The organism is Desulfobacterales bacterium (assembly GCA_021647905.1).
GTDB lineage: Bacteria > Desulfobacterota > Desulfobulbia > Desulfobulbales > BM004 > JAKITW01.
Map to the genome: position 1 here is coordinate 1 of JAKITW010000003.1, position 12500 is coordinate 12500.

The window sequence follows — 12500 nt, forward strand, 5'->3', positions numbered from 1 at the left end:
ATCGATAATACAACATTTAGCATGTGATAATATGAATTCCATAAAGATGTCTGATATTTTCAAAGAAATGGCGATGACAGTTTTAAAAAAGCCAAACTCGATTCCTTCAAGTGAGGCTGCACATGCAGCCTTACTTCTGTCACACGTGGCCTGGAACAGATCAACTGGGCAAGGTTTCAATCATAACGATTGCGAAAACCTCCTGAGCGAATTTGAGAAATCACGGCCTAAATTCTGGACAGAGTTGAAAACCAGGAATTGGGAATCTCTAGTCGATGATCTTATCAGCTACAAAGAACAGCACTTCCCTACTGACAAACGTATCGTTGTTGTTTGCGGCATGAGAGACCATAATATACGCGTTGAGTGGCAAGATCCTGAAGAAATAAAGGGGTAGCTGCCAAACAATTCCCGCAGGATAATAACCATTGTGACCACATTGGGCAAGATTTGGCATGCATTGTACCCCATACTGTCAGCGGTTCTTCACTGTCTCGGTCTTATATTTATCAAAAACAGGAATAGGGGTCGGATTTATTTAAGAGTTTGTAAAATAATAACTTGGCCGTTTATGATGGGTGTGTTAATATGGTCGCATGGATATTGAAAAGGCAATTAGGGATCGTTATCAAAATCTTGAATGGGTATTAGATGAACGGCTCAGGCGTTTATATGCTGCTGCCGAAGCCAAAGCATTGGGGCATGGCGGCATAACGCTTGTACAAAAAGCAACGGGAGTTGCACGAAACTCGATAAAACAAGGATTGAAGGAACTCTCGCAACGAGCGACAGGGGCGGAAGATACTGCATTCCAAAGAATACGCCGAGCAGGAGGCGGTCGAAAGGCATCTGTCAAAGCAGACAAAGGATTGCGAGTTGCTCTGGAAAACCTTGTCGAGCCCGTTACTCGAGGTGATCCTGAGTCGCCGTTACGCTGGACCTGTAAGAGCTTGCGGCAATTGGAAGCTGAGTTACGGTCACAGGGATATGTCGTCAGTCATTCTTCGATAGGCAGCCTGTTGAAAGAGTTGGGTTATAGCCTGCTGGGCAATCGCAAGACCCTGGAAGGTTCGAGCCATCCTGATCGTAATGCACAATTTGAGTTTATAAATCTACGAACAGAAGAGGCTATGCGTAATGGGCAGCCGGTTATTTCAGTTGACACCAAGAAAAAAGAGTTGGTTGGGCAGTACAAAAACGGAGGAAAAGAATTACGACCAAAGGGTGACCCTGAACAAGTTAAAGTGTATGACTTTGTAGATAAAAATTTAGGAAGAGCGAACCCTTATGGCGTTTACGATATGGCTAACAATTCTGGATGGGTTAGTGTCGGTACCGATCATGACACTGCAAGCTTTGCAGTCTCTACAATTCGTCGGTGGTGGTTTGCTATGGGCAAGGAGCTCTATTCTGGTGCCCGTGAATTGGTAATCACAGCAGATGGTGGCGGTAGTAATGGTTCCAGGGTACGCCTGTGGAAGGTTGAACTACAGAAGTTAGCCAACGAGCTTGACATGTCCATACGGGTCAGTCACTTCCCTCCAGGAACGAGCAAATGGAACAAGATTGAACATCGATTATTTTCGTTTATCAGCATGAACTGGCGAGGTAAACCACTGGTCAGTCATGAAACGATTGTTAATTTAATTGCCTCTACCACAACTAGAAAAGGATTGAAAGTACGAGTTGAGCTTGATTCTGGACATTACCCGAAAGGGGTTAAGGTAACAGACGATGAGTTAGGGGCAATACAAATTGTGCGTGATGAGTTTCATGGAGAATGGAACTATTCAATTCTTCCAATCAAAAAATGAATGGCCGTGTTATTGTTTTACAGGCCCTAATTCCTCGATATGAATGAATCAAACGGCAAAAATCGCCGCCCCCCCCCTGCCGGTTCAGTTGACCAGGGCCACAGCGGGCCTATTAAAAATAGTTAAATAATTCAAGTCAGTTGCCATGGCCATCTTTGTCGTGTGGCCCTGTCAACTGACCTTTTCGTTATGCCTCAAAGGAGTACATGATAAAATGAAGAATATTGTTTTTCTCTTTTCGCTATTATTAATATTGGGTTGTGCCTCGAACTCAGGAGTTGTACCTATCGGCCCAGAAACATTTATGGTGTCTCGCCAAGCTGCTACAGGTTTTTCTGGCTTAGGAACTTTAAAAGCCGATGCATTTAAAGAAGCGAACGAATATTGCACCAGTCAAAATAAAAATATACGGGTGGTCAACACTAATGAATCCTCACCACCATATGTAATGGGCAACTTCCCACGAGCTGAAATACAGTTCATGTGCCTCGACAAAAATGATGCTGAATTAACGCGCCCCAAAATGCAAAAAGCACCAGATACAGTAATTGAAATCAAGTAAATACTAATACAGAACCATGCTGCTTTGGGACAATACGATGAAATTGTATCACCACGACCTCGAAATTGATCTAAATGACGCATGGTGGGAAGAGGCGAAGATGGAAGACTTCGTGCCGAAAAGTTCGGCTTATCGAGTTGATCTCGATGCTATGAAAGGTCGCAAAGTCTTCGAGGTCAGTATAAATGAGGTTCGTCCAGTAAAAAGAAACCGGGAGCATTACGCGTTTCTTTTAAAGCGCTTCGCCTTTTCCCGGATGGCGTGGTTGTCGAACAGGTGCTCGAAGGTACCGTTAACCAAGGCGCAGCGTAGTTTGAGCATGTTGTTGCAATTTGACACCAACCACCAGGCACCGCTTCGTTTGATCCGGACATGGCAGATGAACTTATTGGCGGACTCGATGCCCCCGCTGCCAATAGCATAACCGCCCCGCCGGGCACCGTGGTAATTGAAGCGGTCCTTGTTGTTGCTCAAATAGTTGGCTGTCTTTCGAATAAGTTCCTTTACCGTGTCGTTTACAGGGCGCATCCGCTTAATACCGCCAATAACTGCACCCACTTCACCCTTATGTGAAAGGCGTGCCATGGTACTTTCCACCCAGAGAAAGGCCTTTTGGGGATCGGCAGCGTATTGAGCATTGGCCAAGGCGTGAACATGTTCCGAGCAGTGGTAATAATCCAGTACTTCACGAGCTCCGGGAAAGGCCTGCTGCATGGCTTTCCATAGCCACGATGCTCCGTCCCCAACCAGGCATGGACGAACTTTTTTCAGCGGAATCCTGGATGCCGCCACCTTGAGCGCCTTGCCAAGTTCCTCGGCATCGCAAACCTGGTGCCAGCTGGCGATATGCACGATACGGTCATCATTGAGGAGATATAGCCTGAAGCCCTTGGCCTCCTTGTATTCACCGGGGCCCCACTTTTCATCGCGGCCCTCTCCGCGGGGACGGGTGGGAGTGTGCGCGCCGTCTGTTGCCGCCACCAGCACTGGACGCCGTTTTTTCTTGCCTCTCACCTCATCGATACGCCGTTCGATTTCCTCGGCAGAAGGAATGACATCTTCCACCGTGGCATCTTTGCTGAACTGCGCAAATAAGTCATGCATCCGATGATCGCTGAAGGAAACACCTGTGGACTTGAAAAAGAGTTCGCTGGCCCGTTCAAAGGGCAGGTCGGCCAGAAACTCCAGCGCCAGTTTTTGGAGGTCATCCTGTTTTTTGCGGGGAGACAGACCAATCGTCGCGTCAGCCGGGAAGAAACCGTGCTTGCAAGGAGCACAGTAGAAATAAGGGCGAGCAATGGTCGACGCCCCGAGCAATGTCTCGATCGTCCTGGGAGCCTGTGTACTCCTGTTGACCTTTTTCCGGCAACATGGGCATTCCGCCTGCTGCTGCGACAACACATCACCGTGTTTTGCCTGGACAAGCCCTTCCATGGCTGCTTTCAATAACGCCGGCTGCGCCTTGGATATGGCCTGGGTGATATCCATCAGGGTCATCTTCTTTTCCGAAAGGATGTCTTCGGCAAGGGCATCGACAAAGGTGTCAACGGCAGCTTTCATCATGTCTCGGTAGCTCTCGATCAGGTGCTGTTGTAACTGGGCGTCCAGTATGCTGATATCGACGGCGGCGCTCATGCCACGCCTCCTTCGTGAACATACCGGAGGCGCTCGCGAAAATCACGAACAAGCGGCAAGACAAGGATGTCTTTCTTCCGGCCGTGCTCATGAAACCGGTTGTCTTTCTTGGCATACCCGGCAGTCTCGCCTACAACGGTCCAATTAGCCGCCTTATAGCAGGTTCCGGCAAATCTAGCCTGGTCGACAAATGTTTCCAGCAGATAAGGCGGATACCCATAGAATTTCCGCCAGTCATTGCCAATGGTTCTGGCCGACAGGCCAAGCAGATGCGACGCAAGATTCTTGACCTTGACCCAGGGAAGAATCAAAAAACGGTTGTTATTGACCACATGGCGGATGTTTCCACTCCTGGCAGCAGGATTCCAGCCTATGAAACGGTCTCGGGCAGCAATCCTGAATACACTGGAACTCCACGATAAACAGGCAATAGGCCGACCGCCCATCCAGGCGATATATTTCAGGTGTGATCCGACAATAATCCGAAAACCCTCATAATGGTATCGATGGACCAGGTAATTCCATAACCCCTCATGTTCGGTCCGTCGGACCATTGTCAGCCCGATAGGCGAAATATCCCCAAAAGCAGCCTCCAGCGGGGTGTCGTTCACCTCAGGAGGAGCGGACGGAGGGACGTAATAGCGGCGTCGCGGGTGATTGGCAAGGCCTGTCTTTGGCGGTGGCAGCGAAATGAGGCCCTTGCTTTCCAGCTTCCTCAACAAAATTCTGCACACCTGCCCTTTGAGTTGACCGTTTTCCTGGCGCCAGTCCCACTGCCGGCAAAGTTCCTTGGAAATGGCCACGCGACCCTGGGCCCAACGCCCTGTGATGACCGACTCGATTTGATGAAGTTCCGCCGATCCGATACGTTTGCCACGTATAATGAGTTCTGTATCCATGGTCTTGCCTCCTTGCTGAAAACAAGGTAACAAGACCTGGTAAGGAACGCAAGTTGATTTTCAAGAAACGCGTAATGCTCCCACAATTAGCTCAACATTGGCCATTTTATACGGTGCGCCACTTCGTTCTGCACCGTATAAAATGGCAAGTTAGCATGGCGATGGTGCCCCGCTGCGCGCGGCACCATCGACCCGAGTTGAGCGGTAGACCCGCTCCCACGTCTTGCTGGCGGCTGGCATTGGCTCCGCTGATACTACATTCCAGCCACTCGGGTTTAATCATGGCTTGTGCGCTGATTCGCGGCCGCCATCAAAAGTCGTCGGAGCGGACACTGGCCACTGTCTGATCAGAAACAAAATTCTGATCAGACAGCACCCAGCGCCGCTCAACTCGGGTCGTTGGCCGAGGAAATCGATTTGACATGAGCTGTAATGTGGACTATTATAGCTATTAGAATCCATATCGTAGAGGTGTACTATGAGAACCGTCCAGATGACCCTTGATGATGATCTTGTCAAAGCGGTTGACCGTGTTTCGAAGCAACTTCACACAAATCGTTCTGCTTTCACACGGAATGCCCTTCGTGAGGCGCTTGCTCGATATAGCCTTGAGCAACTAGAACGGAAACACCGCCAAGGGTATGAACGGCACCCAGTATCTACCGATGAGTTCTCTGTTTGGGAAAAGGAACAGGCTTGGGGTGACGAATGAAACACGGTGAAATCCGTTGGTACAAATTCGCCAAGCCGGATAAAAAGAGGCCTGTTCTTATCCTAACACGAGATTCTGTATTGGAATATCTTGGTGAAGTAACTGTTGTCCCCATTACAAGTACGGTTCGCGACATACCATCCGAGGTTTTTCTCTCAAAAGCCGACGGCATACCCAGGGATTGCGCTGTAAACTGTGACCACCTGCAAACTGTCTCGAAGGGAAAAATCGGCTCCCTGATTATAACCTTGCCCCCGGCAAAAATGGCTGATGTCAGCCGTGCAATTCGATTTGCCCTCGATATCTGAAACAGGAATGGCCAATCGGGTAGCCGGAGGTCTTTCTCCCCCGGCCCTCACACCACCTAGCAAGCGGGTCCGCACTAGGCGGTTCCCATGAGCTACCGCGCCGTAGCGGGGTAATGGACGTTTACCCACAGTTCTTTGACAGACAACAGACCTTGATCCTTCAGTCCGCCTCAGGCGGATCATCCCCGACTGGGTGGCCAGTGTCTTGGCGAGTCGATATGGTCCTTTACGGCTCAGGCCGATGGATATGGCCAGCCGCAGGTTTGTACCGAGTTTGACAAGTTCGCGGACCTTGGTACGGCAATGATTTCTGCACGGATTTTTCTGACCTCAACCTCGGGCTCAAAAGCTACAAGGGGCCGCCCCTTCCGCTTCGCCCCCATCGTCATCGGTCCAGGGCTTCGCTTGGGTGAGACCGACGCCGACGGTGACGAAGCTACAGGGGCTTAACATCCCATTTTTGGTGCTATACTTGGGTTGGGAAATCCGGATAGACCCTCTTTTTTCAGTGACGGCGAACTGGTGCCGGCTGAGCATCTGCGCCGGGTCGAGGTGCTGGGCTATGCGGCAGTGGCGATCACCGACCATGCCGATGCCTCGAACATGGACTTTATCATCCCCCGGATCATCCGGGCGGCCGAGACCCTGAACCCCTTCTCAAGGACCCGGCTGATTTTCTGACCGCCGAAATGGCCGAAACCGTGGCCCTGGGCGCGGGCCTGGATAAGGGTCAATATGAAAGAATCCGCAGGGACATGGCCGCGCTGGTGGCCCGGGTGACAGAGAAAAAGTAGAGCGGAACTTTCAGCCCCACGGGGGTGCGGCAAAATAGCGTAATGGATCAACGACCCGGATCCCGTTCTTGTCGTAGGGTCTGTTAAGCCTGGCCACAATCTGGGTGGTTTTTTCAGGCTTTAAACGTCTGGCGTAATAAGCAAGATGCCTTGCAGGGACATCATCACTGTATTTCACCTCCACCAGTTCCTCCACCACCCCTTCCCTGATGATGACAAAATCCACCTCTCTCCCCTCCTTGTCTCGGATATAGCGCAGTTCATAGCGGAATCCATCCCGGTCTTCCCGAAAATGGAGGCGTTTGAGCAGCGAGGTTGCCACCAGGTTTTCAAAACAGGCCCCCGCATCTCCCAGGACATCACCGTTGTCAAAGAAATAAACCTTGGGCGGCTTCAGCACAGCCCGCGGCAAGGATTTGGTGTAAGGTCGGACCGCAAAAACAAGATACATCCGTTCCAGGACCTCCAGCCATGCCTTGACTGTTTTTGGCGATACCTGGATGTCGCCAGCCAGGTTGGATAAAACGACCATGCTCCCGACCCGGGATCGGAGAAGGTCGAGAAACAGGCTGAGGCTCTGGATATTGCGGACCGATTCGAGATCACGGACATCCTCCCTGATTACCCGGTCAAGCCGTTCACGCCGCCAGCGGCGTGCCTCGCGTTCATTGTTGTCCAGGAACGGTTCAGGGAAACCGCCCACGGTCATCAGCCGGGTAAAAGCATCCGCTGGAGCAATGCCGACCGGAATCTCGTCAAGGGTAAAGGGATGCAACCGCCAGTAATGATATCTGCCGAGCAGGGAATCTCCGCCCCGGCGGTACACATCAAGCCTGGCCGACCCTGTCACCAGAAAAGAATGTTCATTGCCGGTCACATCGTACAGCCCCTTTAACCAGTTTTTCCAGCGGGGAAACTTGTGCAGTTCGTCAAGGACGAGCAGCCTGTCCTCATTGGTCCATTTTCGGGCAAGTATATCCTGCCGGTCATCATCAAAGTCCCAGTTCAGATAGCGACCGCCTCTGTTCTCCCGGGCCAGGATGTTTTTCGCCATTGTTGTTTTGCCGACCTGGCGTGGGCCGCCGACAAAAACCATCTTTCTGGCGAGGTCGTTGAGGACATATGGAGCAATGTATCGCATATGTCTATTTTAGACTCTACTCCAAAAGAGTCAAGGCTGTTTTGGAGTAGAGGGTAAAATAGACTGACCAGCGACAATTATAATTCCCCCCTGACGACAATTATTTTCCCCGGTTGATTTGGAATCCGATTATTCATGTTCCTCAAAGGAGGACACGAATTGTCCTGACCTATTCCAACTGGGAGACCGGTACGACTTGTTTTTCCGAGAGTTTTGAAAGCTTGAGCGAGGGGCTGCAGCACGCCTTATGGAAACTTGGCGGCGTTCCGGAGATGCACCAGACATTTGTTCTTGTAACCTATGGTTTCATAACCAAATTTTTTTATCTGAAGGCGGAGATTCCTCTGCTGCAAACGGTTGGGCAGGGATCAGATCTCGCAGGAACTGCTCGCAGGGGAGACAGAGGATATTTTTTATTACAAGTCGTTCATTACCGCGGTAGAGAAGGACAGACCTGGCCTCCGGGTAGTCTTCCTGGAAGGCGGTTAGCCCTCTGAGCATTTTGTTGTTGACCCTGGCTGAATTCTTGACCTCAATGGCCCAGAAGGTGTCCTGACCATAGAGTATAAAATCAACCTCAAGCCTTGATTTTGTGCGCCAGTAATAGAGGTTACAAGTTTTGTTGCTATATGCTATCCAGGCTCTTAAGTGCTGGGCAACGAGGCTTTCAAGTGCGGCTCCGTCAATTTCATGGGGGCTGTCCAAGGGGCCTGTTGGCCGCAAGGACCGAAAAACTCCGCTATCAAAATAATATAATTTAGGATGGGAAGCCAGATGCCGCTTAGCCCGCCTGGAAAAAATCGGCACCCGGAACGACAGTAGCAGGTCTTCAAGGACAGCAAGATAGTTATCCACGGTTTTTCGTTTGACCTGGCATTCCCTTGCCACCTCAGAGACATTCAAAGTCGATCCGTGGGAAAAACTGACCGCTTCTAAAAAGCGACTGAAGGCCCCAATATTGCGCACAGCTCCTTCCATCTGCACTTCTTCTTTCAAGTAGAGAGCGACATACGAATCAAGAGTTTCCCGCGGACTCGCAGAGTGGGTGATCAGGGGGACCAGGCCGATCTGCAGGCTGTCTGTCAGAGAGAAAGATTTGCCTATCTCGGCAGCCATGAAAGGATGCATTGTTTTAATAATGGCACGGCCGGCCAAAAGATCGACCCCGGTCCTTTTCAATTTCCGCGCACTGGAGCCGGTAAGAATGAATTGGCGGCCAGATCCCTCTTCGATAAGCTGATGAACTACATCAAGAAGTTCGGGGATTTTCTGGACTTCATCAATGATTATGGTCTTACTCTTTGCACCGCGCACCACCTCGCGTAATCGTTCCGGACTTGCCGAATATACTCGAAACACCTCCGGCGATAGAAGGTCTATCATCTCAGAGCTTTTGTAATGCTGTTTAAGCCAGGTTGATTTTCCTGTTCCTCTCGGCCCGAAAAGAAAATAACTTTGCTGGGGTGCCTGGAAAAAACGACTCACTGTTTCCATTTTTGCTTCCTTTTTTGCATTTCAAGTACAAAATATCACTAGAGTGAGGTACGTGCAAGGCAATTATTTCTGCAGAGATACTCTGCAATAAAAATCACCATCAAAGAGGTCGTTTGAAAATTTGCCGCAGGATATCCAGCAGAAGGCACGGGGCAGCAATCGGACCCGTCAGGAAACCGTGATGGGACCCGGTGGCGCTGGATTGACTTGGCCCGCTATATGAAAAAATCCGCACGGATATGGCCGCGCTGATTGCCCGGGTAACGGGATCCCCCCCTCACCAATGCAAGAAAACAAAAAAGGGGTGATGACAATGCATGTGCTTTGTCGTCGCCCCTTTTAATACAAACTCCCTGAAAGATTTTTCAGCGGCACCGGCACCAGGGATTGCCGGCAGTCAACTCATTGCCCTTTTCGTCATAGACGTCGCAGCGGGCCCGCAGCCCCTTCTTGCCCGCCTGACGGGTGGATATGGTGACCCATCCGTTTGCCGGGGTTTTTTTATTGCACCGCAGGTTGCAGTTTATTCCCGGAACCTGGAAGGAGATAAAGGTGTTGCCGGCGCACCCTGCCTTGTCGCCCGGACAGGCGCCCTGGTCACCGGCCTTGATCTTGGCCTTGTAACAGTCCGAACAGTCACCGCCTTGAACCGCAATGGTGTTGCCGGTGTCGTTGTAGACCGTAAATGCACCGGCCGGACTGCCCGCTAAAAACATGAAAGATACCATTGCAACGAAAAACCAGCTGATCTTCATAACATCTCCCTCCTTTCACGATTGCAGGTTTCTTGACCAGCAGGGCTGGACCATATGGCCGGCCGCAACAAAAAAATCAAAAACATCACTCCGGCATGGCAGGGACCGCGCTTGCTGGCCGACCCCCATATAAAACAACAAGCCGGCAAGAAATAAAAACAATTTATCAGGATATGTTGATCCGGAGGGGGCGAAGGCGAATATTTTTACCACCACCGGCCTGAAAAAAGAGCGGAAAAGGGGCTGCGCTTTTTTTTACCGGCCGGCAGGATCAGGGATGATCAGCAGCCGGGTTGGCCAGCAGCCAGAAACGGATCGCGGTCCGGCCGCTCTCCCTTTCCCGTCCGCTGATCGCCACCCGGTTAAGCCGCCGTTTAAGAGAGACCTTGTTTTCGATCCGGGCGACCCCGTCGGTGATAACGGCCTGGTGCCAGCCCAGTTCGCTCACATAGATACCCACGGTTCCCGGCCGGTAGCGTTCGGGAAACAGGAGTCTGGCGCTGAAGGCGTCAGGGGCCGGATCAACAAGCGGCACCATGTCGGGCACAGGATCGGTAATGGGCAGATCGACCCGCTCCAGGACCATCCGGAAATGATCCATGGTGGACCAGTCCTTCCCCAGGATCGGCTCCCTGGGGATGGTCATCGGCCCGGTCTGTTCGCTGACCGAGCCGGGGTCCTGGGTGAAAACCGCGTCATAGCCGGCCTCCCTGGCGATATTGATGACGGTCCGATTGTACTCGCCGTACGGCACGGCAAGGAACCGGGGCCGGTAGCCGAGTTCGCGGCTCAATATCCGGTGACTTTTAGTGAGATCGTCCCTGATCCAGTTCCGGTAGGCGGCCTCATCCATCCCTGCCGGCGGCAGGGCCATGCGATGATGTCCATAGCCGTGGTCCTGGAAATCCACCCCGGCGGCCTGCATTTCCCGCACCTGGTCCCAGGTCAGGTAATCCCAGTGGCGGTCATCGGTGGCCTTGGTATAGATGAAGACCGTAAAGGGATAACCGTACTGTTTCAGGATCGGCCAGGCCCACTGGTAGACACTCTTGTAGCCGTCGTCAATGGTGATCACCACCCCCTTTTCCGGCAGCGGTTGTTTAAGCTTCAGGGCCTTGACCAGGTCGGCCAGGGGAATGACCTGGAAGTTGTTTTCCCTGAGCCAGGCCATCTGCTCGGCGAACCGTTCAACCGTCACATTGGTGGTGGGATAGCGCTGATCGCCGAAACGGTGGTAGATGAGCACGGTCACATTGCCGGCAAAAACCGCGGCCGCCGGACCGGCAACGAAAAAAAGGGCGAGCAGGAAAAGTGTTGCCACTCGGCCCGGCCACCCCTTGAAAGAAATCATCATCTGTCCCTGCTACGTTTCCGAACTGGGCGCCGGCCCCGGGCCAAGGGCCTGCTGCCGGCTGCCCGGCAGCAGGGAGAGTCGATCATACCGCTTGAGATCATTACCCCGGATCATCTCCTGGACGTCCAGCACATAGGCCTCCCGCCGTTCCGAGTATAAGCGCAGTCCCTCGGCCAGGGCCAGGGGATCGCTGGTCTGCCGCCGGATCTCACGGAGGGGCTCATAGGCGGCCAAGCGGTTGATGGTGAGGAGATAGCCCCGCACCGAGTCAAGGATCGAATCATAGGCCTTGACCTTGTGGGTCTTGCCCTCTTCCCGCTGGGACGGGACAATCCCCCTCCCCCCCCAGGTCCAGATGCCGAACAGGTTGTTGCCCTGGCGGACAAAACGGGAACGGCCCCAGGATGATTCAATCGCCCCCTGGGCCAGAACAAGGCTTATCGGCAACACATCCACCCGCCTGAGCAGCAGATTGGCCCTGGCGGTGCGATACTTTCGGACGAGACCATAAACAAAATCTCTTTCCTCACTGGAAAGGAAAGAGTCCCAGGAGCCGGGCCGGCCCTCCCACCCTTGGCGGGTAAAGACCAGTTCATCCGGGGCATATCCGGTTTTGGCAATAATCGCCAGCAACCATGATCGTTCCAGCCGCACCTCGTTCAGGGCGATCATCGCCACCGGCAGCAGGGTGTGGAGAAATATCTTTTTAGTGACCCGTACGTCCTGGAAGGTATGGAGATTTGCCGGATAGCTGGTAAACTCCACCGCCGGCACCCGGGTCTCCGGGGTGATCTGCCACAGGTTGAGCTGTTTGAGCTGCCCGATTCTGGCGGTCACCGTGTTGGTCTCCGCCGAGGCGAGCACAACCGGCTGTCCCGGGGCAAGATCCTGGGGAGGGGCGATGGCGATATGGCTTAAGAAAAATGTCAGATAAACAAGGAATGTCATAAGTAAAAAAAGAGCTGAAAAAATAAAACGACGGTCCATCCTCCGGTTGCCGAACATCATTATCCGGCTGGGGACGGAATCGTT

General features: G+C 52.2%; 13 protein-coding genes. 6 read left to right on the forward strand and 7 right to left on the reverse strand.

Annotated elements, in window-relative coordinates; translation table 11 throughout:
- The 3 genes from L3J03_00775 to L3J03_00785 all read left to right on the forward strand — a co-directional run.
- Window positions 1-397, forward strand: a 397-nt coding sequence (locus L3J03_00775; GenBank protein ID MCF6289528.1) for a hypothetical protein, incomplete at its 5' end; no start/stop codon positions are given.
- Window positions 398-596: 199 nt separating this feature from the next.
- Window positions 597-1814, forward strand: coding sequence for an ISAzo13 family transposase (locus L3J03_00780; protein ID MCF6289529.1), 1218 nt, complete (start codon window positions 597-599; stop codon window positions 1812-1814).
- A gap of 214 nt (window positions 1815-2028) precedes the next feature.
- Window positions 2029-2376: a hypothetical protein gene (locus tag L3J03_00785; GenBank protein MCF6289530.1), complete on the forward strand. Its 348-nt coding sequence runs from the start codon at window positions 2029-2031 to the stop codon at window positions 2374-2376.
- A gap of 219 nt (window positions 2377-2595) precedes the next feature.
- Here L3J03_00785 and L3J03_00790 read toward each other — a convergent pair whose 3' ends face one another.
- Together L3J03_00790 and L3J03_00795 are read right to left on the reverse strand one after the other, a co-directional pair.
- Window positions 2596-4011, reverse strand: coding sequence for an ISKra4 family transposase (locus L3J03_00790; GenBank protein MCF6289531.1), 1416 nt, complete (start codon window positions 4009-4011; stop codon window positions 2596-2598).
- On the reverse strand, window positions 4008-4910 hold the full coding sequence (locus L3J03_00795; GenBank protein ID MCF6289532.1) for a DUF4338 domain-containing protein: 903 nt from the start codon (window positions 4908-4910) through the stop codon (window positions 4008-4010). The genes L3J03_00790 and L3J03_00795 overlap by 4 nt, the downstream gene beginning before the upstream one ends.
- A 493-nt stretch (window positions 4911-5403) precedes the next feature.
- Between L3J03_00795 and L3J03_00800 the strand changes: the two genes are divergently transcribed.
- The 3 genes from L3J03_00800 (at window position 5404) to L3J03_00810 (ending at window position 6611) form a co-directional block, all read left to right on the forward strand.
- Entirely contained in the window at window positions 5404-5622 is a 219-nt protein-coding gene (locus L3J03_00800) for a ribbon-helix-helix domain-containing protein (protein ID MCF6289533.1), read from the forward strand.
- The gene (locus L3J03_00805; GenBank protein ID MCF6289534.1) at window positions 5619-5930 is read left to right on the forward strand and encodes a type II toxin-antitoxin system PemK/MazF family toxin; all 312 of its coding nucleotides are present in this window, start codon (window positions 5619-5621) and stop codon (window positions 5928-5930) included. Before L3J03_00800 ends, L3J03_00805 begins: the two co-directional genes overlap by 4 nt.
- A 477-nt stretch (window positions 5931-6407) precedes the next feature.
- A complete protein-coding gene (locus L3J03_00810; GenBank protein MCF6289535.1) occupies window positions 6408-6611 on the forward strand; it encodes a hypothetical protein in 204 nt (67 codons plus the stop codon).
- Between the two features lie 123 nt (window positions 6612-6734).
- Here the strand turns inward: L3J03_00810 and L3J03_00815 are convergent, their stop codons facing one another.
- The 5 genes from L3J03_00815 to L3J03_00835 form a co-directional block, all read right to left on the reverse strand.
- On the reverse strand, window positions 6735-7865 hold the full coding sequence (locus L3J03_00815; protein ID MCF6289536.1) for an ATP-binding protein: 1131 nt from the start codon (window positions 7863-7865) through the stop codon (window positions 6735-6737).
- A gap of 306 nt (window positions 7866-8171) precedes the next feature.
- The gene (locus L3J03_00820) at window positions 8172-9359 is read right to left on the reverse strand and encodes an AAA family ATPase (protein ID MCF6289537.1); all 1188 of its coding nucleotides are present in this window, start codon (window positions 9357-9359) and stop codon (window positions 8172-8174) included.
- Between the two features lie 365 nt (window positions 9360-9724).
- Window positions 9725-10114: a hypothetical protein gene (locus L3J03_00825; protein MCF6289538.1), complete on the reverse strand. Its 390-nt coding sequence runs from the start codon at window positions 10112-10114 to the stop codon at window positions 9725-9727.
- Between the two features lie 271 nt (window positions 10115-10385).
- Window positions 10386-11468, reverse strand: a complete 1083-nt coding sequence (locus tag L3J03_00830; protein MCF6289539.1) for a polysaccharide deacetylase family protein — start codon at window positions 11466-11468, stop codon at window positions 10386-10388.
- Between the two features lie 9 nt (window positions 11469-11477).
- The gene (locus L3J03_00835) at window positions 11478-12416 is read right to left on the reverse strand and encodes a glucosaminidase domain-containing protein (protein MCF6289540.1); all 939 of its coding nucleotides are present in this window, start codon (window positions 12414-12416) and stop codon (window positions 11478-11480) included.
- Between the last annotated feature and the right edge of the window lie 84 nt (window positions 12417-12500).

What these genes read in the sequence shown, in the direction of transcription:
- L3J03_00780 (MCF6289529.1), top strand. Translation starts at nt 597, where the DNA reads ATGGATATTGAAAAGGCAATTAGGGATCGTTATCAAAATCTTGAATGG.
- L3J03_00785 (MCF6289530.1), top strand. Translation starts at nt 2,029, where the DNA reads ATGAAGAATATTGTTTTTCTCTTTTCGCTATTATTAATATTGGGTTGT.
- L3J03_00790 (MCF6289531.1), bottom strand. Translation starts at nt 4,011, where the DNA reads ATGAGCGCCGCCGTCGATATCAGCATACTGGACGCCCAGTTACAACAG.
- L3J03_00795 (MCF6289532.1), bottom strand. Translation starts at nt 4,910, where the DNA reads ATGGATACAGAACTCATTATACGTGGCAAACGTATCGGATCGGCGGAA.
- L3J03_00800 (MCF6289533.1), top strand. Translation starts at nt 5,404, where the DNA reads ATGACCCTTGATGATGATCTTGTCAAAGCGGTTGACCGTGTTTCGAAG.
- L3J03_00805 (MCF6289534.1), top strand. Translation starts at nt 5,619, where the DNA reads ATGAAACACGGTGAAATCCGTTGGTACAAATTCGCCAAGCCGGATAAA.
- L3J03_00815 (MCF6289536.1), bottom strand. Translation starts at nt 7,865, where the DNA reads ATGCGATACATTGCTCCATATGTCCTCAACGACCTCGCCAGAAAGATG.
- L3J03_00820 (MCF6289537.1), bottom strand. Translation starts at nt 9,359, where the DNA reads ATGGAAACAGTGAGTCGTTTTTTCCAGGCACCCCAGCAAAGTTATTTT.
- L3J03_00825 (MCF6289538.1), bottom strand. Translation starts at nt 10,114, where the DNA reads ATGAAGATCAGCTGGTTTTTCGTTGCAATGGTATCTTTCATGTTTTTA.
- L3J03_00830 (MCF6289539.1), bottom strand. Translation starts at nt 11,468, where the DNA reads ATGATGATTTCTTTCAAGGGGTGGCCGGGCCGAGTGGCAACACTTTTC.
- L3J03_00835 (MCF6289540.1), bottom strand. Translation starts at nt 12,416, where the DNA reads ATGACATTCCTTGTTTATCTGACATTTTTCTTAAGCCATATCGCCATC.